Raw genomic sequence first — 23330 nt, forward strand, 5'->3', positions numbered from 1 at the left:
AGCGGGCGTTTTTATTTGTCACATTGGTAATAGCTATTGGCTATACCTTGCACGATGCTCCGCCCATGGAGCTTCGTCATCTGCGGTACTACATCGCGGTCGCCGATGAGCTGAGCTTTACCAAAGCCGCTCAAAGACTCCGGCTTGCCCAGCCGTCGCTGACGCGGCAGGTGCGCAACCTCGAGGACGAAATCGGCGTGCGTTTGCTAAACCGGGCCAGCAATCGCATCACGCTGACCGACGAAGGACGCGCGTTTCTTTTCGACGCGAAGAAACTTTTCGCGATGTGTGCCGAAAGCGTCGCCATGGTGCAGCGCATGAATCGCGGGGAAAGCTCGCAGCTCAATATCGGCTACGTCGCCAATATTCATTACGGGCTGCTGCCCGCCACGCTGGGCGCTTTCCGCAAGCTCTGCCCGGGAGTGGCGCTGAACCTGTTCGATATGCGCAGCGACGAGCAATTCCAGGCCCTGGACAGCCGCCGGATCGACCTCGGTTTTGTGGGGCTGCGTCCGGCCCTCTCCGGCCACGATCTGCTCTCCGAATGCTTTGCCTACGACACGATGCTTGTCGCCCTTCCGACCCGCCATTCGCTCGCCGGAAAGGCCAAGGTCAAACTCCCCGAGCTCGCGTCGCAATTCTTCATCGGCATGTCGGCGAAGACGCATCCCGGAGCGCGCGAATGGTTGCTCCAGACGTGTCAGGACGCCGGGTTCCCCGCGAAAATTCTCCAGGAAGCCGACACGGAACCGACGGCGATCCGCTTCGTGGCGGACGGCTTGGGCGTGACGCTGATGCCCGAGCAAATCACCGGGCTGCCCCATGAAGGCGTGGTCTTTCGCCCGCTCTCCCCGCCGCTCCGTCGCGAGTCGACCATCGCGTGGCGGGCGGACAATCACTCCAAGCCGCTCAAGGATTACATCCAGATCGTAAAGGATCTTTCACACAACAGGTGACCGCCGCGCGCGGCGGAGGAGCGCCAGGACAGCAATGCGTTTGGGGAGGGCTTGCTGGGCACCGAGTTGGGTAGTGGCCAGAGCGGCGGCGGCGTTGGCAAAGCGAGCGGCGTGGGGAATGGGCTGGCCTTCGGCGAGCGCGACCGCGAGAGCGGCCGCAAAGGCGTCGCCGGCACCGGTGGCGTCGATCGCTTTGACCGGAAGTCGCGGCAGCCACAGCGCGTGGATAGCTACGGCGCCTTCCCGCCAGACGGCCAGGTTCCCCTGGCCGGCGGCGATGATGGCGGCGCGGGGGCCGAGTTCGAGCAGGCGGAGGGCGGCTTTTTTCGCCAAGGCGCGATTCTTCACCACGATGCCGGTGAGCGCTTCGGCCTCGTATTCGTTGGCGCGGAGGACCGTGATATAGCGCAGCAATTCCTTCGGCAGTTTTTTCACCGCCGGCGCCGGATCGAGAACAACGGGGACGCCGGCACGATGGGCGAGGCGGGCGGCGGCGAGATTCGCGCGCATGGGGATCTCGAATTGCAGGATGACCATTCCGGCGCGGGTGATGACCGGCGCGGCGCGCTGGATGTCGGCGGCGGTGAGGCGGGCGTTGGCGCCGGGAGCGACGACGATTTGCTTTTCGCCATGGGCGTCGACGCTGATGAGCGCGACGCCCGTGGGGACGTGGCGGTCCCGGGCGACGTGACGGACGTGGATGCCTTCGGCGGAAAGGCGGCGCAGCAAGGCGCGGCCGCGGTCATCGGCGCCGACGCGGCCGATGAAGGTGACCCGTGCACCGAGGCGGGCGGCGGCGACGGCCTGGTTGGCGCCTTTGCCGCCGGCGGCGGCGTGGTCGAACTCCTCGCCAGTGATGGTTTCGCCCGGTTGCGGGAGGCGCGCGGCGCGCACGAGGAAATCGGTGTTCGCGCCGCCAATGACGACGAGGTGCGGCGGGGCGGGAGAGCGGCGTGGGGACATGGCGTTCTTCATTTAACCGCGAATGGCTCCGCGCGGCAAAACCGGAAGCTGGCCACACGGCAAGCGCCTTTGGCAGACTGGGGCGATGCAGCTTGCCGATCTCCCCTGGACGATGATTGCCGCCTTGCCGAAAGATACGCCGGTCATTTTCCCCGTGGCGGCGCTCGAACAGCACGGACATCACCTGCCGGTCTTTACCGACAGCCTGTTGCTCGGTGAAGTGGTGCGGCGGGTGACGGAGCGGTTCGAGGCGAGCGCGCTGTTTGCGCCGCTGACGTGGCTGGGGAATTCGGACCATCATCTCGATTTCGCCGGCACGCTCTCGGCCGCGCCTCGCCTGTATCTCGATCTGCTCAATGGATTGGCGGAGAATTTTCTCCGGCATGGGTTTCGGCGGTTCGTCTTCATCAATGGGCACGGCGGCAACGATGTGCCGGGGCGACAGGCGGTCTTCGAGCTGCGACAGCGGCACCGCGAGCGCGACGATGTGCTCTTTCTCTTTGCGACTTACTGGAGTCTCGGCGCACGCCCGTGGGAGGCGAACCCGGCGCTCGCGCAACGCGAGATGGGGCACGCGTGCGAGTGGGAGACTTCCATGATGCTGCGGCTCGCGCCACAGCTCGTGGGCGATTATCGGAACGCGCCGCCGGTGGAGTTTGGCACGCCGTTTACCCCGGCGGCGCGCGGCTGGATCACGCAGGAACGCACCGAGCGAGGCCACATCGGCCAGCCGCATCTCGCCACGGCGGAAAAAGGCGAGACGCTCTTCCGCGTCTTCACGGAGGATGTGGCGGCGATGATCGAGCGCGTGATCCAGTGGGACGGCAAATCCTGGAACGGCTGACGCGCCGATGACGCCTTCCCCCGAACCAGGCCCGCGGAGGAGCGGGACCTCGCGGAAGTGGACGATCTGCGGGCTGCTGCTGCTCGCCTCGGCGATCAACTACATGGACCGGCAGACGCTGGCCAATGCGGCCGTGCGCATCACCCGGGAATTTCACCTCACGCAGGAAAGGTACGGCAATATCGAGGCGGTGTTTGCGTACGCCTTCGCGGCGGGGTCGGTGGTATTCGGCTGGCTGGCGGACCGGTATTCGGTGCGCTGGCTCTACGCGGGCGTGCTGACCATGTGGTCGCTCGCCGGGCTGGCGACGGGCTTCGTGCACGATGAGCGGGAACTGCTGTGGTGCCGGATGATCCTGGGCTTTTTCGAGGCGGGGCACTGGCCGTGCGGCATCCGCACCACGCGGGCGCTGCTCGATGCGCGTGAGCGGTCGCTGGGCAACGGGGTCCTCCAGAGCGGCACGTCGGTGGGCGCGATCATGGCGCCACTGATCATGAGCGGGCTGCTGACGGCGGAGCCGGGCACCTGGCGGGTGGCGTTCCGGGTGGTGGGTGCGGCGGGGCTTTTGTGGCTGGTGCTGTGGTTTGCGCTGGTCCGCAAGGAGGATCTGCCCGCGCCGCGCGACACGCCCTCCGCGGAGGAGGAGGGAAACGCCGGGCCGGGCCTGTGGCAGATCATTTTCAGCCGGCGGATGCTGGTGCTCTTCTTCGTGATCGCGAGCATCAATACCACCTGGCAAATCCTGCGTGCCTGGCTGCCCAAGATCCTGCAGGAAGGGCGCGGTTACTCGGAAGCGGACACGCTTCATTTCACGTCTTTGTGGTACGTGGCGACCGATCTCGGCTGCCTCGGCGCGGGGGCGCTGGCGGTGTGGCTCGGGCGGCGGCGGTTGCCGGTGGCCACGGCGCGGCTGGTGGTGTTCGCCGGTTGCGGGGCGCTCTGCGCCTCGTGTGCGCTCACGCCGTTGCTCGACAAGGGGTGGGGCCTTTTGCTGGTGCTGCTACTCGCGGGCGCGGGGGCACTGGGCGTGTTTCCGATTTACCATGCGTTCACCCAGGACCTCTCGGGGCGGCACCAGGGAAAAATCACCGGCCTCGCCGGCGTGGTGGCGTGGGTGGTGCCGGCGCAGGCGCAGAAATTCTTCGGGGCGATGGCGGATCGGACCCATTCGTTCGACCGTGGCCTGGTGCTGGCGGCTTTTCTGCCCCTCGTGGCCGCTCTGCCGCTTTGGTGGTTTTGGGAGAAAAAAGCGCCGAAATGATAGACAGGGCCAAAGACTGACCGGGCCGAGGAGGTCTTGCTTGGTAGCACGGCAGCGTGCGCTCTCCACCCATGCCTCCCACGCCCTGGACCCGACGCTCATTCCTGCTCACCACCGCGGCGGCGGCCGCGGCCGCGAGTGCCGCCCCGGCGGCACCGCCGGTGCGCAAGAAGATCGCGCTCATCGGCACGGTGGTGACCCTGCATTCACACGCGCAACATTTTCTCGATCGCCTCGCTCTCGGTTACCCATGGGCCGGGCAATGGCAGCCGCCTCCGGTGGATCTCGTGTCGCTCTATGTGGATCAATTTCCCGCCGGCGATCTCGCCCGCCGCCGCGCGCAGCGCTACCACCTCCCAATCTTTCACACGATCGCCGAGGCGCTCACGCTCGGCACCGGGAAACTCGCGGTCGATGGCGTGGTGATCATCGGCGAGCACGGCAATTATCCGCAGAACGAGAAAGGCCAGACGCTCTATCCGCGCTACGAGTTTTTCCAGGAAGTGGTGAAGGTTTTCGAGGCGAGCGGACGCAGCGTGCCGGTCTTCAATGACAAGCATCTCTCCACCGAATGGCCGAAATGCGCGGCGATGGTGGCGGAGGCGCGGCGCCTTGGGTTTCCGTTTCTCGCCGGTTCGTCGCTGCCGGTGACGCGGCGGCTGCCGGCCATCGATGTGCCGTGGGGCACCCCGCTCGTGGAAAGCGTCTGCGCGGGCTACGGCGGCGTGGAGAAGTACGATTTTCACGGACTGGAAACGGCGCAATGCATGTCCGAGCGCCGGCGGGGCGGGGAGGTCGGCATCCGCAGTGTACAGGCGCTGCGCGGGGCGAAGATGTGGGAGCGGGTGGCGGGCCTGGAAAAGACGCAGCGGCTGCTCAACGCCGCGCTCAGCCGCAGCCACACCCTGCCCGTGGAGGAGGGCTATCCATCCGCACCGATCAGCTTCGAATGGGCGCGCCGTGTCTTTCCCGAGGCGTTTGCCTATTTCATCGAGCATCGCGACGGCTTTCGCACGACGCTCTTCATGCTGTCCATTCGCGACTTCAACTACGCCGGGCTCGACGGCGAAACCGGTGCGATCACTTCCTGCCAGATGTTTCTGCCCATGCCGGGTTCGGTGGCGACGACGGCCGATTTTTTCAATCCGCTCGTCCACCACATCCAGCGGATGGTGCTCGAGAATCGCGCGCCGTATCCGGTGGAGCGCACGCTGCTCACCTCCGGCATGCTGATTGCCGCAGTGGATTCGCTCCATGGCGACGGCGCGCTCATCGAGACGCCGGAAATGGACGTCCGCTATACGGCGCCGAAGGAATCGCTTTTTTGGAACGATTGACCCGGATGAACCCGATCCGCCACTGCCGCAGGATTGCCACGCCATGAACTCCCTGCCAGCCTCTGCCTCCATGCACCCGAGCTCCCCAGCGTGCTGTCATCCGTCGGGTCATGGCGTGACCCGCCGCACGGCCATTCAAGCCGGCGCGATCGGCCTGCTGGGGCTCGGCATCAACCACGTGACCGCGTTGCGCGCGCTCGCGGCCACTGGCGCCACTCCACTGCCACGCGGTCGCGCGAAATCGGTGATCTACATTTTTCTCTCCGGCGGTCTTTCGCAGCACGAGAGCTTCGATCCCAAGCCGGACGCGCCGCTGGAAATGCGGGGCGAATTCAAGCCGATTCCCACGAGCACGCCGGGCACACACATTTGCGAGCATCTGCCGGAATTGGCGAAGCGCTCCCACAAATACGCGCTCGTCCGCTCGCTGACGCATCCCTCGAACGATCACTCCGGGGCGCACCACATCATGCTCACGGGCCGCAGCGAATTGCCGCTGGGGTTCGATCCCAACAAGCCGAAGGAGACGGATTTTCCAAGCATCGCCGCGGTCGCCGGTGCGGTGCTTCCGTCGCGCAACAATCTGCCACCGGCCATCGTCCTTCCGGACAAGATCGTGCATCGGACGGGGCGGGCGCTGCCCGGCCAGTTTGGCGGGCAGATGGGCCGGAATCGCGACCCGTGGTTCCTCGAGATCTCGCCCTACCATCCGCTGCACTACGGAGCTTACCCGGAATATCTTTTCCATCATGCCACCGGTCCGATGCAGGACGCGCATCTACAGTTTCAAGCGCCGCACCTCTCGCTGCCGGCAGGCCTGAGCGAGGACCGCGTGCTCAACCGCGTGGGGTTGCGCGACACGCTCGAAAGCCAGTCGCGCTTTTATGCCCAGGCCGTCGAGGACACCGGCTTCGACAAATACCGGCAGGCCGCCATTTCGCTGCTCACGAATGGCGGCGTGCATGATGCTTTCGACCTCAGCAAAGCCGACCCGAAATGGCTCGATCGCTACGGGCGCAATAGCTTCGGCTGGTCGCTGCTCATGGCGCGGCAACTGGTGGAAGCAGGCATCAGCCTCATCCAGGTGAATCTCGGGAACAACGAAACTTGGGACACGCATCAGGCGGCGTTTCCAAACTTGAAGAATTATCTCCTGCCGCCGATGGACCGCGCAGTAAGCGCCTTGCTCGATGATCTGGATTCGCGCGGCTTGCTGGACGAAACGCTGGTCGTCATGGGCAGCGAATTCGGGCGCACCCCGAGGATCACCACGATCCCCGGCGCGAAGCTGCCCGGGCGCGATCATTGGGGCGGGTGCCAGTCGGTCCTGCTGGCGGGTGGCGGGGTGCGCGGCGGCGCCGTCATCGGCGCCTCGGATCGAATCGGGGCGTATCCTGCCGAAGCGGCGCAGCGACCGGAAAATCTCGCGGCAACCATCTACGAGGCGCTGGGCCTGCCGCGCACCGCCGAGTGGCGCGATCCGCTCGATCGCCCGCACAGCGTCTACGACGGCGAACCGATCAAAGGACTCGTGTAACATGCGCGCCGCGCCGCTCGCCGCATCGATGGTGGCTGCGTTCAGCATCGGCTTTGGCGCAAGCGCGGTGGCCGATCCGATCGACACGACCACGCGCCAGCCGGATGCTTATAACAACTGGAAGCTCGCGTTGGCGGCCGGCACGGCGACAGACCCGGCGACGATCACGGTGCCGCCCGGCTTCAAGATCGAGCTGCTGCGCTCGGCGCAGCCGGACGAGGATTCGTGGGTGTCGATGGCTTTCGATCCGCAGGGGCGGCTGACGATCGCTGGCGAAAAGAAAGGCCTGTTGCGAATGACACTCGCGACCGGTGGCGTGGAGAAAGTGGAGCGGATCAATGATGCGCTGCTGGAATGCCGCGGACTGCTCTATGCCGACGGCGCGCTTTACGCGAACGCGAACAACAGCAAGACACTCGTGCGTCTGCGCAGCGCGAAAAAGGACGACCAGTTTGACGAAGTCACCGAGCTGCTCCACACCGACGGCGGGGTCGGCCACGGCCGCAATCACGTGAAACTCGGGCCGGACGGAATGCTCTATGTGGTCCACGGCAACAATGTCGTGGCGCCGCCCGGCGCGGGCTCGGATTCACCGCTACGCCCCATGCAGGAGGACCGGCTCATCCCCTGCGCGTGGGATCCGCAGATGTTCGATGGCGATGTGAAGCTGCCGGCCGGCCATGTGCTGCGCACCGATCGAGAGGGCAAATCGTGGACGCTGCTCGCGGGTGGCTTCCGCAATGAACTCGATGTCGCCTTCAACGAAGACGGCGAGATGTTCACCTTCGACGCGGACATGGAGTGGGACTCGGGCGCGCCGTGGTACCGCCCGACGCGCGTGAACCATGTGATCAGCGGCGCGGACTTTGGCTGGCGGCGCGGCACGAGCAAATGGCCGGAGTATTTCCCCGATTGCGGGCCGACGGTGCTGGACATCGGGTTGGCCTCGCCGACGGGCGTGGTCTTTGGCACGCGTAGTCAATTTCCAGCAAAGTGGCGGCGCGCCTTTTTCATCTGTGACTGGGCGTACGGGCGGATCATCGCCGTCCACTTGCACCCGCAAGGAGCGAGTTACACGGCGACGGCGGAGCCGTTTGTCACCGGGCGCCCGCTGAATGTCACCGATGCGGCGATCGGGCCGGATGGGGCGATGTATTTCATCACCGGTGGCCGGCGCACGCAGGCGGGATTGTATCGCGTGAGTTACGCTGGGCCGCGGATCGCAGAGCCGCCGCCGAGCGCGGAGGAATTGCTGGCGGAGAAGCGCGCGGCCGAGGCGCGAGCGCTGCGCCATCGACTGGAAACTTTTCACGGCCATCCGCAACCAGGAGCGGTGGAGGAAATCTGGCCGCACCTCGGCAGCGCCGATCCGTGGATTCGCCACGCGGCGCGGATCGCCCTCGAGTGGCAGGACACGCCCCTCTGGCAGGACAAGGTGCTGGCGGAGCGGGATGTGACCGCGAGCCTGACCGGTCTCATGGCCCTGGCCCGGAGCGGCACCGCGGAAGCGCAACGCCCCATGCTCGCGCGCCTCGATGCGCTGCCCTTCGCCGAGCTGACGGACGAGCTGCAAATCCTCGTCCTGCGTAACTACCAACTCGCCTTCATCCGCCTCGGCGCGCCGGACGCGGAACTGGCCGCCGCCAGTGCGCGCCGGCTCGATGCACTCTACCCCGCGCGCTCATGGCCGGCGAATCACTTGCTGTGCGAACTGCTGGTCTATCTCAGGGCGCCTTCCGTGATCGCGAAGACCACCAAACTGCTCGACCAAGCGGAGCGCTCCGAGGATCTGCTGCACTACCTGTTCTTTCTGCGCAACATGACCGGTGGTTGGAGCATCGAGCAACGGCGCCGCTTTTTCACCGCGCTCAATCGCGCGGAGAAACTGGAAGGAGCGCGCAGTTATCAATGGTCGTTGCGCTTGATCCGCTCGGAGATCGTCGCCGTGCTCACCCCCGCCGAGCGCGCGGCACTGGGCGCCTTGCTCGATGAGCCGGCGAAACCCGACGTGGTGCCAAACTCCGGCCCCCAGCTATTGGTGAAGACATGGGCTGCCGCGGATTTGCTGCCGAAGCTCGACCGGGTATCCCGGGGGCGTTCCTTCGATGGCGGACGCCTCGCATTCGCGGCCGCGCAGTGCATCGCCTGCCATCGCATGGGCAGCGTCGGCGGGGATTTCGGCCCCGATTTGACGGCGGTCGGCAGCCGGTTCAACCGCCGCGATCTGCTCGATTCCATTCTCGAGCCGTCGCGCGTGATCGATGAAAAGTATCGGAACACCGTCTTCACCATGAAGGACGGCTCGGCGGCCATCGGGACCATCGACCACGAGGAAGGGACGAGCATCGTGGTGCGGACGAGCCCGCTGTCTCCCCAGATGACCACGCTGCACAAGGCCGACATCGTGCGCCGCGAAACCTCGCGCGTTTCACCAATGCCCCCGGGGCTGCTCAACGTGCTCACCGAAAATCAAATTCTCGATCTGCTGGCTTACCTCGAATCCGGCGGCAACGCGCGGCACGCTGACTTCCAGCCGTGAGCCGGCGGCGTCAGGGCTTCGCCGCGAGTTGGCCGAGGACCTCGAGCAGGGCGGCGCGAATCTTCGGTTCGGCGCCGACTTCGAGGTAGCTGCTGCGGGCGCGCCAGGTTTCATAGCCGCCGAGTGGATGTTGCTCGGGCGTGGGCAGGTAGCCATACCAGCCATTGGCCAGCGAGATGGTGAAGAGCGGCTTGATCGGGGAGTCCTTTTTCAGCGCGAGGCCGGAGGCGGCGAAGACTTCATTGGGCCAGGCGGCGATGGCCAGGTCGCCGATGCGAAAGGCCGTGAGCGGCATGGTGATGGTATCGGGATAGGGAGCGAGGAGAATTTGCTCGCGCGCGTAAATCTCGGCGGAAGTCTTGAGCGCCAGCGCGGGACGGTCGCCGACGATGGCTTTCGCTTTTTCCAGGTCGTCGGCAGTGGGCTTGCGGATGGCGAGGGTGAACTCGCGCGTGGCCACGCGCAGCGGGACATTGTCGTGCCAGGTGAGGCCGGCCATGGCGCGCTGCACTTCCCGCGCGGCGTCGTCGGCCACGTGGCGGATTTGCGCGTAGGGTTCCTTGAGCCGGTTGTCGGGCCCGCGCCAGTTGATGTTATTCGTATCGCCGCTGGTGCCGTTGCTCATGAGGCCGACGAAGGGCGGGTCCTGGCGATCGGCGCCGAGGAGTTGCTGGAGGCGATCAGCGAAAGCGCCGTAGTAATCGGCGGACAAATCACCGGAGCCGACGCCGCCGACGTAGTGCAGCGAGTAATTGGCGAGCACGGCGAGCGGACGGCCATCGGTGTGCTGCACGGCGAGGAAAGAGATCTCGGGATCGGTGGGGCCCGCGGGTTCGAGGAGGTCGGGCTTGGCGATGCCGGGATTCATGCGCACGAGATCGTTACCGCCAAACGGGTTTGGCGCGGTCGCGCCCGCCTGCAAGCGCCAGCGCCGGCAGAAGACGTGTTGCGGCAAGCTGCCGCTGCCCCACGCGATGCGCGCCGGGGCGAAATTGTGCATGGCGCGGCGCACGGCATCGGCGAGGTAGCGAGGCATGGCCGCGCGATACGGTTCGCTGACCGGGCTAAGGAACGCCTCCGTCACGGAGCCGCACGAGTGCGAGTGCGTGCAGGACATGATGACATTGGCCGGCGGCAGCTCGACTTCGGTGGCGAGGATGGCCTTGGCGGCATCGAAGATCTCGCGTGGGATCACGCAACTATCGACGACCACGAAGGCGAGGATGGTGTGTCCATCGGTCAGCGCGAGGGCGCGGGCGTGCAAGTCATCGTGGACGTTTGCTGCCAGGACCGGGCGCATGTTGCCGTTGATGACGGTCCCCAGGGGTGGCGTGATGTTGACCGTCGCGGCGCCGGCCTGGAATTCGGCAGCGCGGGCGGCGAGGGAGAGGGACGCGACAAGGACGGCGAGGAGGCGGGGGAGTTTCATGGGGGACAATGAGACAATCGGGCAATCAGACGATTCACTTTGACGGACAGTTCTTAGTGCTGGGGTGAGTTATCGCGAGGTTCGGGCGCGTGTTCGTGGAGATGGGGCACCACACGGGCGCGGGGCAGCGGGACGTGCGGACCGGAGGCGTAGGCGATGACCAGCCAGTCTTTGCGGACGGCGGGATCGAGACGGCAGAAAACCTCGCCCCAGGAAAACTCGCGCTGCCCGAAGAGATCCAGCGCGATGACGATCTCGTGATAAAGCTGGTGCGCGGAAGTTCCGGCGGCGGCGGATGGCAGGCGAGGCAGCGGGGGAGTCGCGCAAGAAAGCAGCACCACTTGAATCCGGCTGTCACGATCGGAGACGGCCTCCACTTCAAACGGGCCAGCCGACGAGGCATGAGTGCCGAGGACGTGGTGCGTCCAGCCTGGGATGGGAAGCAGCAAGTGCGAGCGGGCATCGCGGATGTGTCTTTCCGTGAGCTCTTCGTGCGGGGCGAAATGCAGGCCATCGTCAAAGACGACTTCACCGGTAACGGGGGAAATCATGGGGCTCATTCCCGGCACGCATGCGCGCCGATGACCGGGAGCTTTCGATGAATCGGTCACTTCGGCAATCGCCGAATCTCCGCAACCAAACGGACGTCGGGCGGGTTTGCGTCCTTGTCACTCCCCCGCCCATGTACGTCTCCCGGCTCACCCTGCTGCTCACCGTCGCACTCCTCAGCGTCTTCTCGTCCCGCTCCATCGCCGCCGATCGCCGGCCGCCGAACATCCTCTTCATCCTCGCCGATGATGAGAACCTCAAGACCGTGGGATGTTATCCCGGGTCGTGGCCGTGGGTGAAGACGCCGAATATCGATGCGCTGGCCGCGGGCGGCGTGCGGTTCCAGGGCGCGTATCTCGGCTCGTGGTGCATGCCTTCGCGCGCAGCGTTGCTTACGGGGCACTGGCCACACGGCGTCGAATCCATGCGCCTGTCGGGGAAATATCCGGACAGCACGTATGATCCGCAGCAGTGTCCGTTTTGGCCGGGCGTCTTTCGGCAGCATGGCTACCAGACGGCGCAGATCGGCAAGTGGCATACCGGCGAGGACGCGGGCTGGGGGCGCGATTGGGATTACCAGATGGTCTGGAACCGGCCGAAGCATCCGGAAAATGCGGGCGCCTACTACAAGGCCGAAATCATCGCGACCAATGGCGTGGAGGAAAAGGTCGAGGGTTATCCGGCGGATAACTATAACAAGTGGGCTTGTGATTACATCCGCGGCGCGCACCGCGACCCACAGAAGCCCTGGTATCTGTGGCTCTGCTACGGCAATATCCACGGTCCATCGATTCCGCCGGAGCGGCACAAGGGCCTCTACAAGGATGCCGCAGTACCGGAGCCCAAGGACATTCTGCCGCCCCGCCCGGGCAAGCCGGACTATCTCAACAAGACGCAGGCCTGGGCGCGCGCCGCCGATGGGCAGATCATCGCGGCCAAGGGCGGAGAGAAAGTGGGCGACGACGCGGGCAAAAGCGGCAAGGGATTCGCGGACTGGGTGCGGCAGGTGAATGAATGCATGCCCGTGGTGGATGAAGGCGTCGGCCAACTCATCGCCGCGCTGCGGGAGACCGGGCAGCTCGAAAATACGCTCGTGGTCTATTCCGCCGACCAGGGCTTTGCCATGGGCGAGCATGGCTGCCGGATGAAGGTCGCGCCGTACGACGCGAACTATCGGTCGCCATTTATCGTCTCGATGCCCGGCGTGGTGGCGGCGGGAAAAGTCTGTCCGCAGGTGGTGAGCAGCGTTGATCTGGTCACGACCTTCTTCGCCTTCGCCGGGCTCGAGCAACCGTGGAAATTCCACGGCCGTGATATCACCCCGCTCCTGCGCGATCCGGCGGCGGCGTGGCCGTATCCCTGCCTCTACGAACATACCGGCGAGAGTTACGGCAGCGATGTCACTAAGGTGCTCAGCAACAAACCGCAAAAGGCGGAGCACCAAAATGTGCCTTGGTACGACGCCATCGTCTTGGACGGCTGGAAATACATCCGCTACCTGCGCGCCGGCGAAATCGAGGAGCTTTACGACCTACGCAAGGATCCCGAGGAATTGACCAATCTCGCCGCCGCCCCCGAGCAACGCGAACGTCTGGAAAAGCTCCGCGCCACTTTGCTCGCCGAGCTGCATCGCACCGATGCCGCCTACGCCGACACACTCGGCCTCACACCCAGCGGAAAGTGAGAGTTGTGCAACCAAGACCGCCCCTCCTCGCAAATACTTAGAGCTTCCGAAATTGCTCAGTCACCTCGGCGACGATCACGCCGAATTTACGGATCGTGTCGCGATTGATCATCGTCCGCCCATCGGGCTGGAGATACATGCGCTGGGTCATGCTTACGTTGTAGAGCGGATTACCAGGCTTCGTCGCCAGGGTGAAAGTCCAGACGAAGGTGTTGCCGCGGGCATCGCCGCGCGCGGTGCCGATGAGATCATTGGCCGTGGCTTCGAAATGGTGCGCATCCACGCGGCGCATGCGCCAACTGCGGTGCTGGTGGGCACGTTTGCTAAAATAAAGATCCTGCTCCATCCGCAGTTCGCCATTCACCACGCGGCCCGACGTCTCGGTCCTGATGATTTCCGTCGCCTCACCCTGCCGATTCTCAAACACGCCCCACGAACGCGTGTGCCCGGTGAAAAATACCAGCGGATCGAATATCGGCCCGCGATCATTGACCCCGGAGAACGACGTGTCCGCCGCGCGCGTCACATTCGGGACAAGCATCATCGCCACCAGCGAAAGGCCCAGCATCACACCGCATCGGACAGACCGCAGAAATCGTTTCATGTACCGAATCATTCGGCGCTCACGGGACGAATGGCCCCTCTCGTTTTCCCACACAAGAATACACCCCCGCAGCAGATGCAGCGGCTATCCACTATCAACTACCCCCTATCCACTGCCCCTACTTCACCGTCTTCAACACTTTCAAAAACTCCGGGCGCTCCTTCGCGGCCTCGTCCTTTTCGCCGTGCACACACGCGGCGAAGACATGCTTGCCATCGGTGAAGATCACCACGTCTGCGCTGCCGGGATCATTGTCATCGGCTTCCGCGCCTTTGCCCGTCAGGTGCTTCGCCTCATGCCCCGCCACCTGGATCGTCTTCGTCTCGCCCACCGCAAATTCCACGAACTCGCTCTTGATGATCTTGGCCGCTTGCGGCACCGCGTCGGCCACCGTCTTGGCTCCAGTCACTTCCCAAAGATAGATCCACAGACCTTTCGCGTGCAGGATGGTGCGGCCTGTTTTCTTGGTGACTTCCGTGTCCTTGGGCACGGTCATCTTCAGCGAAGCTTCGCCCGCCGTGACGGTGATTTCCTTGTCTTCGGCGAAAGCTGCGGAACCGACGAGGACGAGGGCGAGAGCAATGAGGGAGGTGCGCATAAAGGAGGGAATGGAGATGGGTGTGGCTGGGAGTGGGTTCGCTGAGTCAGATCGATTCGCGGGCGGAATGTGCCCCGGCCGGCAGAGATTTTGCGACTGGAATTTTCGGGGTTGCCCGTTTTCTTCCACTCTCATCGCCGGTTTCTCCAGCTTCGCGGGATGCGCTACGAAAAGCCGCACTAAGAGATACGACAAATCGTAATTTACGATGTATCGTAATTAACTTTGCGTAGTCGACGCACCTGATTTCCTCTGTAAATCCACAAAATTAGCCGGTGGCACGCGACTTGTAATAGTAGGTCTCAACCAAACCAAATCTTTATGGAAAACGACTCCCTCAACATCGTCCAAATCGTCTTCTTCACGGTCTTCGTCGGCACCTTGATCCTCGGCGGCTATGTGATCGCAAACTTCAACCGTTTCTTCGGCCCCGATCCGAATATGCCGAGTGAAACCGGCAGCTCCCGTGCCTATACCAAAGTCCAGGTGGTGCTCGTGTGGCTGCACATGGTCGCGATCACCGGGGCCCTCGCGTTTCTGCTGCATTGAACCGATGCCCTGCGATGAATCGTCTCCACCAGATCGATCCCACCCAGGCCGTCGGCCAGACCAAGGAGTTGTTCGACGCCGTGCAGTCCCGCATGGGCAAAGTGCCGAATCTCACCCGTGTCTTTGCGAATTCGCCTGCCGCCCTTGAGGCTTACCTGAATTTCAGCGGCGCCCTGCTGCGCGGCGTGCTTCCCGCGAAACTGCGCGAATCGATCGCGCTGGCCGTCGGCGAGATCAACGGCTGTGGCTATTGCCTGAGCGCCCACACGCTCAGCGGCGGCAGAGCTGGGCTCAGCCAGGAAGAGATCCTCGCCGCCCGTCGCTCCGCGGCGGCTGACGCCAAATTCGACGCCGCGCTCAAGCTCGCCCGCGCCATCGCCCTGCAACGCGGCCACATCTGCGATGCCGAATTGCAAAACGCCCGCAGCGCCGGCCTGCTCGACGCCGAGATCGTGGAAATCATCCAGCACGTCGCGTTGAATACGCTGACCAACTACACCAACAATGTCGCCCGCACCGTGCTCGATTTCCCCGAGGTGAAACCCGGCGATCTGGAACCAGCAAAAGCCGCCGCCTAACTCGAGCGTAGTACAGAAGGCGCACCGCGCTTCCGACATCAAACATCAACCCTCAAACTTCAAACCTCGCCACCATGTCCACCACCTCACGCCCACCTCTCCCGCCCTTCACTCTCGAGACCGCGCGCCAGAAAGTGCAGATGGCCGAGGACGCCTGGAACTCCCGCGACCCGGAACGCGTCGCCGGCGCCTACACGCCCGACACCGAGTGGCGCAACCGCGCTGAATTCATCCATGGCCGCGAGGAAGTCGTCGCCTTTCTCACGAAGAAATGGACGAAGGAGCACGACTATCGCCTGCGCAAGACGCTCTGGGCGTTTACCGGAAATCGCATCGCCGTGCGCTTCGAGTACGAGTGGCACGACGAGGCTGGCCAGTGGTGGCGCAGCCACGGCAACGAGAACTGGGAATTCGACGCGCACGGCTACATGGCCCGCCGCTTCGCCAGCATCAACGACCAGCCCATCGCCGAGACCGACCGCAAGTTCCACTGGGAACGCCCTGCCGCCAAATAGTATCGGATCTTTCAGCACCTGGCACTCCGCCCGCTCACCAGCGGCTATCCGCTATCCACCTTCCACTATCCACTTCCCCAATGGCCGCCAAATTCATGCAGATGACCCTCACGCCCGCCGTCCAGGCCGCCGAGGACCGCTACTTCGGCCGGCACCACGTGATGGCCGACGCTCCCGAACGCGACACACTCACCGACGAGGAAACCGCTTTCATCGCCGCGCGCGACAGCTTTTACGTGGCCACCACCAACGCCGACGGCTGGCCCTACATCCAGCATCGCGGCGGCCCGCCGGGCTTCCTGAAAGTGCTCGGCCCCAACCAGCTCGGCTTCGCCGACCTGAAGGGCAACCGCCAGCTCCTCAGCACCGGCAACCTCGACGGCGATGATCGCGTCGCGCTCTTCCTCATGGATTACCCACACCGCGAGCGGCTCAAGCTCCTCGGCCATGCCCGCGTCCTCGATGCCCGCGAGCACCGCGACCTCGCCGACCAGCTCACCCCCGCGCCCGAGCTGCGCGCCCGCATCGAGCGCCTCTTCCTCATCGACGTCGTCAGCTTCGACTGGAACTGCCCGCAATACATCACCCCCCGTTACACCGAAGCCGAAATCGCCGAGGCCGTCGCCCCCCTCAAAGCCCGCATAGTGGAGCTAGAAGCACAGGTAGCAGGGAAGAGGTGAGCGAGCTTTTCACATAAATGAAACTGGCTGTCCTGAGCGGACTGGGCCATTCGTCGTATCATTGAACTGACCGATCCTATCGGCTCCATTATCCGCAAACGAACAGCCAACCCATTCATCACCATGTCTACTACCCTCCTGCAACCCTACCTGTTTTTCGGCGGACGTTCCGACGAGGCCATCACTTTCTACCGCACGGCGCTCAAGGCCGAGGTCGTGATGTGCATGCATTACAAGGAAAGCCCGGAAAAGTCGCCGATGCCCCTGCCGCCGGGCTGGGAGGAAAAGGTGATGCACGCCGAAATCAAGATCGGCGGCGCCAGCATGCTGCTGTCCGACGGCTGCGGCGAAGAGCAGAAATTCGGCGGCTTCTCGCTTTCGCTGGTTTACCAGGATGAAGCGGAGGCCAAGCGCGCTTACGAGGCGCTCAGCGCCGGGGGCGAAGCGCACATGCCGCTGACCAAGACGTTTTTCGCCAAGGCCTTCGGCATGGTTCAGGATCGCTTCGGCGTGAACTGGATGGTCATGGTGCCGGCGGCGGCCTGACCGCCCGGCGGGTCGAGGGTCCACGAAATACCCGAAAAGGACGAAAAGGAGAGTTGGGCTGCCGCCGCTGGATGGCGGCACCGCTCGATCCTCCGGCGTGCCGCTTTCTTTCATTTTTTGCTTGACTTTTGGCGAGTATAGCGCTACAGTGTCCCTTAGAAATCGGAGGAGGTGCGGAATGGGAGTCTGCGGTTCGGATTGGCGGAAGGGAGAGGTTCTTTGACATCCTGATCGGTAGCGTATTAATGCAGATAAGATGCAATAAGGTGGCCGAGGTCGCTTGGGAAGGTGGGTTGCCGCCAGGCTTGAGCAGCCTGGAGCCAGACCAGAGTAAGGCCGAGTCCAATCAAGGCGGGTCAAGGCCAGTCAAGGCTGGTAAAGGTGCAAAATTTTCCGCGGCGGTGACTTTGGCCTCTGCCGCCCGGAGATGGTTAATGCCATTTCATGGCATCAAGGCCCTAAAGAAGACAGGCGTCGGACGGGAGTGGGTGAGGGTCAGCGCGACTGGCGACCTCCGAGAACGTCTCCGAAGACCCGACACACTCCCATCCCCCTTCGTGCCTTGGTGTCTTCGTGGTAACAATTCACCCCCGTGCGACAACGGAAGCGGCTAGGAAAATTCGCCGATGGCGGTATTCTGGATACCCTTTCGCCGCCCCCCGACCCGTCCCACCCTCTCCCATGAAACTCCTCCGTCTCTCGTTCGCCTTCCTCGCTGTCGCCTTGGTCACTGCCGTCGCCGCCCGGGCGGAGGACAATGTGCATGATTTACAGATCGGCGAGGCGGCGCCCGATTTTTCGTTGCCGGGGATCGATGGCCAGACGCACACCCTCGCGGAATACAAGGGCGCGAAGCTCTTCATGGTCGCCTTCCTCTCGAACCATTGCCCGTCCTCGCACGCGATCGAGGGACGGCTGAAGCAGCTTCTCGCCGATACCAAAGGCAAGGGCCTCGTCTTCGTGGCGATCAATCCGAACAACCCCAACGGGCTGAGCCTCGATGAACTCGGCTACTCGAAATACAACGACAGCTTCGACGACATGAAGAATTACGCGGCGGACCAGCACTTCGATTTTCCCTATCTCTATGATGGCGAGACCCAGGCGGTGGCCCACGCCTACGGCTGCCTGGCCACGCCGCACGTGTTCATCTTCGATGCCGAGCACAAGCTGCGCTACAAGGGCCGCTTCGACGATTCGGAATACGCGGATCCCGCGACGGTGAAATCACCCGATGCGCGCAATGCCGTGGAGGCGCTGCTCGCCGGCCAGGAAGTGCCGGTGGCCACGACCAAGCCGCACGGTTGCTCGACGAAGTGGAACAGCAAGAGCGGCGGCATCGCGCAGAAGATGGAGAAGTGGGACAACACGCCGGTGGACGTGGAGGCCATCGACGCGGCCGGAGCGGGCGCGCTGCGCAAGAACGGCACGAACAAGTTCCGGCTCTTCAACGTGTGGGCCACGTGGTGCGGGCCGTGCGTGCAGGAATTCCCCGAGTTGGTGACGACGGCGCGCAAGTACGACTTGCGCAATTTCGAGTTCATCACCGTGAGCACCGACAACCCGAAGGACACCGACAAGGTGAAGGCCTTCCTCGAAAAGCGCGGGGCCGGGATGTCGGACCGTCTCCGGAAGTCGGTGAAAGCCGAGGGCCGCACGACCAACAGCTATGTCTATAACGGCACGAGCCCCGATGACTTGATGAAGCAGCTCGACCCGGAATGGCCGGGCGCGATTCCGCACACGGTGCTGGTGGGGCCGAATGGGGACATCGTCTGGCGGCACAACGGACCGGTCGACGGCGAGGAATTGCGCGCCAAGGTCCTGGAGGCGATGGGACCGTACTACATCCCGGGGACGCGGTGAGCTGATTTCCGATTGCCGATTGCCATATTATTCAGCGGGCAATGTCGCCGCGAATTCGCGCACGACTTGTAACATCGCCTCGGGGCGGTCCCGGTGGATTTGGTGCCCCGCGCGCGGAAACGGAACGTGACGGCAATCGGCGATGCTGCGCAGAGCGAGTTGCGCGTCTCCGTCGGTCAGTGCGCCGCCCGTCTGGGGGTCGGCCTGGAGCAACAGAACCGGGCAGCGGATGCGCGCACAGATGCTGGAGACATCGTAGCCGTCGAGCCAGTGGCCGGCGATGACGGGGGTGAGGACATCCGGATCAAGTTGCGCGAGACATTCCGCGCTCCAGCGCAGCGAGGCGCGATCCCGTATCTCGCCGAGACGACGCGAGCCGCCCTCCGGAGTCGGGAGAGAAATGGCGCCCAGCGCGTCGGTCACTTGATCGATAGTGCCACCACGCCGCGCCGCCTCTTGCATACCGATGAATTGCGCCTGCCACGCCGTGCCGTGAATGCGATTGCCCATCGTGTGAAAAGGTGGGTCTTCAAACACGATGGCGCGCACGAGCTCCCGCAAATCCGCCGCCACCGCGGCGGCGACCATCGCACCCAACGAATGACCGATGAGGACGACGGGAGCTGCCACTTCTTCGCGGACGAACTGCACCGCATCTTCGATGTAGTCGGTGACCAGATAGCTCGCGGCTCTCCGGGAACTGCCGTGGCCGCGCTGGTCCAGCGCGAGGACTCGCCAACGGTGTGCGAGTTCCGGCAAGAGCGGTTCCCAATCGCGCCCGCAGCGCGTGACCCCGTGGAGTAACAGCAGCACGGCCCCATCGCCGCACACTCGCGATTCGAGTTTCACTTCTCGCGTTTCACCACGGTCGGGAATGGTTTCGCCAGTTGGCCCGCTTTGACGATCCCACCTTGCAGCACGGCGATGAATCTCCCGCGATCTTCGAGCAGCGAAATATCCGCCACGACATCCCCATCCACGATGAGCACATCAGCCATTTTGCCTTTCTCCAACGTCCCAAATTCATCGCCGCGTCCCATGATCTCCGCACCTGTCTTCGTCGCGCAGGTGATGACCTCGAGCGGTGTGAGACCCACATCTTTCACGAAGAAGGTGAGCTCGCGCGCGTAGTTGCCATGCGGATTCCAACCGAAGCCATAGTCGCCACCCATCCCAAGCCGCCCGCCGGCCCGCAGGATGCGCCGCGCACTTTCGCTGCCGCCGTCGAGCGTCTCCTGGTGCCCGTCGATGACCACTTGGGGCAGGCCGAATTCCGGCCCGAGCTCGATGCTGGCCTTCTCAAAGTAAAGCGCGGGGATGCAGGGCACATCGCGCTCGAGCAGCAGGTCCATGGCCTCGTTGTCCATGAAGGTGCCGTGCTCGATGGCGTCGTAGCCGGCGCGCAGCGCATTCTTGATGCCCTGCGTCGCGCGGCAATGGCCGGTGACCTTGAGCTTGTGGTTGTGGGCCGTGGCCACGACGGCGTGCATTTCCTCGAAGGTCATGCACAGCGTGTGATGGTCGTTGATATCGGGCGAAGCGGCATCGCCGGTGGGATAAGTCTTCACCCACTCGATGCCGTCCTTGACCAGCGCCCGCACGGCTCTGCGCGCGTCTTCCTGCCCGTTGATGATGAACACGAGCCCCTCCATGCCGATCTTGCGAAACTCCGGGTTCCAATCCATGAGCCCGCCGGCGGAACAGATCTCGCGCCCGCTCGCCGCGAGGCGCGGCCCGGCGATGAGATCTTCCTCGATCGCCTTCTTGAGCCAGACATCCACGTTGAACAAGCAGCCGCCGGAACGCGCCGCGGTGTAGCCGCATTCCAGCGCGAGCCGCGTATTCACCGAGGCGAGCAGCGAGACGTACTCGACGGGATACTTGATATCGAGGTCTTCGAGCGCGGCGATATTGAAGTAGGTCGCGTGGAAGTGCGCCTCGACGAGCCCGGGCATGATAGTGCCGCCACGCGCGTCGATCCGCACGGCATCGGGCGAAACGGCCGGCGCATCCGCGGCGGCACCGGCATAGACGATAAGGCCGTCGCGCATGACGAGTGCGCCATGGGCAACGGCGGGTTTGCCCGTGCCGTCAATGAGCTGACCGTTGGTGACGAACGTGGTGCCGGTGGCGGATTTCATGGGGGGGTTAATGCGCGGTGAAGTCGGGCTTGGGGCCACCCGACCCGGGTTGCGTGAGCTCCTTCTTACACCATTCGAGCCCGCACAGATAGTTGCCCAGCGTTACCTCGGCGTCGCCGCCCTGCTCGGCGATCAGGCCGATCCGTCCCCGCCAGCCGCTGTCCACGATGACCCGCAACATGCCGAGTTCGAATTCGCCTTGCGAAGGTGGCATGATTTTCCTTTCGCCATTCTCCACCATGCCCGTGACGTTGACGGCGACGACATAGCGCTGCATGCGCTTCCAGATCGCCGGAAATTCTGCGATATCCTGGTGCCCGTGGCTGAAGTTGTAAACGATCCCCACATCCGTCACGCCGAGCTGTCGGAGGCGCTCGACGATCGCCACTTCGTTATCCATCACTCCGAACCATTTGTTGTGATTATAGAGTTCGACTTTGCAGCCGTAAGGCCTCGCCAGTTCGGCGATCTGCCGAATGCGTTCCGCTTCCTGCTCGACCCGCGCCTGCTGTTCCTCGGGAGTATTGGTGGGCTCTCCGCCGCCCATCACCCAAAGCTGCGGATGCACGTTCTGCCGCTGGAATACTTCAAGTGTCGCCCGCAGCACCGGGCTGTGCGGATCGGTCGGCGACCACCAGCCCGTCAACTCGACCCCATGCTTTTTCAGGGCCTCGATCTCGGCGTCGAAGGTCGGGATGTCCTTCGCCCGCCAATCGTAGACGAAATGTTTGAATCCCAGCTTTTCCAGCATCTCCGCGCGCTCCTCCGGGCCACGCTTCCTGGCGTCGAACGGGACGGCGCACCAGGCGTGCAGATTGCCCGCGGCGAAAAGTTCGTCGGGGGACGCGGCGCGCAGCGACGAGAGGGCGAGGAACGGCAAAAGGAGGAGGGGCAATTTGCTCATCCTCCCACTCGATCACAAATACCTCGACCCGGATTGAAACTAAACGACAGTTTTGTGGACGCACGCGCCAAAGCGGTCACCGTCACCACGCCCTCAAAACTCCCCCAAAAACATGAAGCCTCCGCCTTCATCTGTCAGGAAGTTCTTCGCCCAGCTAGGCCCGGAATGCGGACTTCGTCTGTTCGATGCGCTGTCCGACACGCGCTTCTTCATCAAGGACGCGCACGGTGTCTACATGCATGCCAGCCGGGTCATGCATCTCGCGCATGGCATCGCCGATCCAAGTGGCGTCGTCGGGCGCACCGACCACGACTTCATTCCCGCGTATCTCGCCGACCACTACACCCGCGACGACCGGCAAGTACTCGCGGGAGAGGAAATCTGGGGCCGCGTGGAAATGGTGATGCGCCACCCGGGTTGCCCGGACTGGTATTCGACCTCGAAAATTCCGCTGCGCGACCAGCGCGGGCGCATCGTCGGCCTGGCGGGCGTATCGCGCGATCTGCGGCAGGCGGCGAAGTTCGCCACTCCATTTGCCGAGCTTTCTCCCGTGCTCGACTTCATCCGCGAGCAATTCGCCAAACCTGTGGAAGTGGACGCGCTGGCCAAATTGGCGGGCATGTCGGCGCGCAGTTTTCAGCGTCATTTCAAGAAAGCCTTTCACCTCGCCCCCACGGCCTACGTTCGCCAGTTCCGTGTTGGCAAAGCCTGCCAGATGCTGATCGAGACCGATGAAACGATTACGGCCATCGCGCAGGAAGTGGGTTTCTGCGACCACAGCCATCTCGTCCGCGAGTTCACGCGACTGATGCGCCTTTCACCCGGTGCGTATCGGAAACGTTATCGCGGCGGCTAGGGAGTAGACGGCAGCAACTTCGACAACAGAAAGCGCGCGATCGCTTCGTTCCCGGCCGCATCGGGATGTACGCCGTCCTTGGTCAGACTGGTGTCCGGAACGACGCCGTAGAGGCTGACGAACTCGCCATGCACTTCCTTCGCGAGCGCGTCGAAGCCGGTGCCCAGCTCACGCAGCTTTCCGTCGCGCTGGTCGGCGATCGGCTTGGTGGGGCCGAGTGCGTCCTTGCGAATGTTCGGCGGCCCGACGAGCAGCACGGCGAGATCCTTTCCATACTGTTCGCGCGACTTGGCGATCATCGCGCGCACATTGGCGATGGCCTTCGGCACACATTGCCCGGAGATATCGCGGGAATCATTGGTGCCGAGGGCAATGACCAGCAGATCCGCTTTTG

23 protein-coding genes are annotated in these 23330 nt (G+C 63.9%); 14 read left to right on the plus strand and 9 right to left on the minus strand.

What is annotated here, in order from left to right; genetic code table 11:
• Positions 1-65: 65 nt before the first annotated feature.
• Positions 66-956 carry a LysR substrate-binding domain-containing protein gene (locus ABJF10_RS05460; RefSeq protein WP_348543517.1) on the plus strand — a complete coding sequence of 297 codons (891 nt, stop codon included), beginning with the start codon at positions 66-68 and terminating at the stop codon, positions 954-956.
• Here the strand turns inward: ABJF10_RS05460 and rbsK are convergent.
• Complete coding sequence (rbsK, locus tag ABJF10_RS05465; RefSeq protein WP_348543518.1) at positions 942-1919, minus strand: ribokinase; 978 nt, start codon at positions 1917-1919, stop codon at positions 942-944. The two genes, ABJF10_RS05460 and rbsK, sit on opposite strands and share 15 nt — an antisense overlap.
• Positions 1920-1941: 22 nt before the next feature.
• On the opposite strand from rbsK, the gene ABJF10_RS05470 reads away from it, so the two are divergent.
• From ABJF10_RS05470 to ABJF10_RS05490, 5 genes are all read left to right on the plus strand, one after another.
• Positions 1942-2763 (plus strand): creatininase family protein, encoded by an 822-nt coding sequence (locus ABJF10_RS05470; protein ID WP_348543519.1) that lies wholly within the window; start codon positions 1942-1944, stop codon positions 2761-2763.
• Between the two features lie 7 nt (positions 2764-2770).
• Entirely contained in the window at positions 2771-4024 is a 1254-nt protein-coding gene (locus ABJF10_RS05475) for an MFS transporter (RefSeq protein WP_348543520.1), read from the plus strand.
• Positions 4025-4095: 71 nt separating this feature from the next.
• Complete coding sequence (locus tag ABJF10_RS05480; RefSeq protein WP_348543521.1) at positions 4096-5361, plus strand: hypothetical protein; 1266 nt, start codon at positions 4096-4098, stop codon at positions 5359-5361.
• Positions 5362-5404: 43 nt separating this feature from the next.
• Entirely contained in the window at positions 5405-6898 is a 1494-nt protein-coding gene (locus ABJF10_RS05485; protein ID WP_348543522.1) for a DUF1501 domain-containing protein, read from the plus strand.
• 1 nt (position 6899) lies between these two features.
• Positions 6900-9437 (plus strand): heme-binding protein, encoded by a 2538-nt coding sequence (locus tag ABJF10_RS05490; RefSeq protein ID WP_348543523.1) that lies wholly within the window; start codon positions 6900-6902, stop codon positions 9435-9437.
• A 10-nt stretch (positions 9438-9447) separates the two neighbouring features.
• Here ABJF10_RS05490 and ABJF10_RS05495 read toward each other — a convergent pair whose 3' ends face one another.
• Together ABJF10_RS05495 and ABJF10_RS05500 are read right to left on the minus strand one after the other, a co-directional pair.
• Entirely contained in the window at positions 9448-10866 is a 1419-nt protein-coding gene (locus ABJF10_RS05495) for a hypothetical protein (RefSeq protein WP_348543524.1), read from the minus strand.
• A gap of 53 nt (positions 10867-10919) precedes the next feature.
• Positions 10920-11417, minus strand: coding sequence for a hypothetical protein (locus ABJF10_RS05500; RefSeq protein WP_348543525.1), 498 nt, complete (start codon positions 11415-11417; stop codon positions 10920-10922).
• A gap of 131 nt (positions 11418-11548) precedes the next feature.
• Here ABJF10_RS05500 and ABJF10_RS05505 point away from each other — a divergent pair, with 131 nt between their 5' ends.
• The gene (locus tag ABJF10_RS05505) at positions 11549-13099 is read left to right on the plus strand and encodes a sulfatase-like hydrolase/transferase (RefSeq protein WP_348543526.1); all 1551 of its coding nucleotides are present in this window, start codon (positions 11549-11551) and stop codon (positions 13097-13099) included.
• 37 nt (positions 13100-13136) lie between these two features.
• Here ABJF10_RS05505 and ABJF10_RS05510 read toward each other — a convergent pair whose 3' ends face one another.
• The gene (locus ABJF10_RS05510) at positions 13137-13703 is read right to left on the minus strand and encodes a DUF3833 family protein (protein ID WP_348543527.1); all 567 of its coding nucleotides are present in this window, start codon (positions 13701-13703) and stop codon (positions 13137-13139) included.
• A gap of 118 nt (positions 13704-13821) precedes the next feature.
• Positions 13822-14301 carry a hypothetical protein gene (locus tag ABJF10_RS05515; protein WP_348543528.1) on the minus strand — a complete coding sequence of 160 codons (480 nt, stop codon included), beginning with the start codon at positions 14299-14301 and terminating at the stop codon, positions 13822-13824.
• 321 nt (positions 14302-14622) lie between these two features.
• Here ABJF10_RS05515 and ABJF10_RS05520 point away from each other — a divergent pair, with 321 nt between their 5' ends.
• The 6 genes from ABJF10_RS05520 to ABJF10_RS05545 all read left to right on the plus strand — a co-directional run bounded on the left by ABJF10_RS05520 (position 14623) and on the right by ABJF10_RS05545 (position 19035).
• A complete protein-coding gene (locus ABJF10_RS05520) occupies positions 14623-14850 on the plus strand; it encodes a hypothetical protein (protein ID WP_348543529.1) in 228 nt (75 codons plus the stop codon).
• Positions 14851-14864: 14 nt separating this feature from the next.
• Positions 14865-15428, plus strand: a complete 564-nt coding sequence (locus ABJF10_RS05525) for a carboxymuconolactone decarboxylase family protein (protein ID WP_348543530.1) — start codon at positions 14865-14867, stop codon at positions 15426-15428.
• Between the two features lie 74 nt (positions 15429-15502).
• A complete protein-coding gene (locus tag ABJF10_RS05530) occupies positions 15503-15943 on the plus strand; it encodes a nuclear transport factor 2 family protein (RefSeq protein ID WP_348543531.1) in 441 nt (146 codons plus the stop codon).
• A gap of 80 nt (positions 15944-16023) precedes the next feature.
• A complete protein-coding gene (locus ABJF10_RS05535; RefSeq protein ID WP_348543532.1) occupies positions 16024-16623 on the plus strand; it encodes a pyridoxamine 5'-phosphate oxidase family protein in 600 nt (199 codons plus the stop codon).
• A gap of 123 nt (positions 16624-16746) precedes the next feature.
• Positions 16747-17169, plus strand: a complete 423-nt coding sequence (locus tag ABJF10_RS05540; protein WP_348543533.1) for a VOC family protein — start codon at positions 16747-16749, stop codon at positions 17167-17169.
• A 681-nt stretch (positions 17170-17850) separates the two neighbouring features.
• On the plus strand, positions 17851-19035 hold the full coding sequence (locus ABJF10_RS05545) for a redoxin family protein (protein ID WP_348543534.1): 1185 nt from the start codon (positions 17851-17853) through the stop codon (positions 19033-19035).
• A gap of 27 nt (positions 19036-19062) precedes the next feature.
• Here ABJF10_RS05545 and ABJF10_RS05550 read toward each other — a convergent pair whose 3' ends face one another.
• The 3 genes from ABJF10_RS05550 to ABJF10_RS05560 are packed head-to-tail and all read right to left on the minus strand — an operon-like array spanning position 19063 to position 22080.
• Positions 19063-19884 carry an alpha/beta hydrolase gene (locus ABJF10_RS05550; RefSeq protein ID WP_348543535.1) on the minus strand — a complete coding sequence of 274 codons (822 nt, stop codon included), beginning with the start codon at positions 19882-19884 and terminating at the stop codon, positions 19063-19065.
• A complete protein-coding gene (locus ABJF10_RS05555; protein ID WP_348543536.1) occupies positions 19881-21176 on the minus strand; it encodes an amidohydrolase family protein in 1296 nt (431 codons plus the stop codon). Before ABJF10_RS05555 ends, ABJF10_RS05550 begins: the two co-directional genes overlap by 4 nt.
• A 7-nt stretch (positions 21177-21183) precedes the next feature.
• A complete protein-coding gene (locus ABJF10_RS05560; protein WP_348543537.1) occupies positions 21184-22080 on the minus strand; it encodes a sugar phosphate isomerase/epimerase in 897 nt (298 codons plus the stop codon).
• 112 nt (positions 22081-22192) lie between these two features.
• Between ABJF10_RS05560 and ABJF10_RS05565 the strand changes: the two genes are divergently transcribed.
• On the plus strand, positions 22193-22936 hold the full coding sequence (locus ABJF10_RS05565; protein ID WP_348543538.1) for an AraC family transcriptional regulator: 744 nt from the start codon (positions 22193-22195) through the stop codon (positions 22934-22936).
• Here the strand turns inward: ABJF10_RS05565 and ABJF10_RS05570 are convergent.
• Positions 22933-23330, minus strand: a 398-nt coding sequence (locus tag ABJF10_RS05570; protein ID WP_348543539.1) for an SGNH/GDSL hydrolase family protein, incomplete at its 5' end; no start/stop codon positions are given. The genes ABJF10_RS05565 and ABJF10_RS05570 overlap by 4 nt on opposite strands.

The organism is Chthoniobacter sp. (assembly GCF_040003245.1).
Lineage (GTDB): Bacteria > Verrucomicrobiota > Verrucomicrobiia > Chthoniobacterales > Chthoniobacteraceae > Chthoniobacter.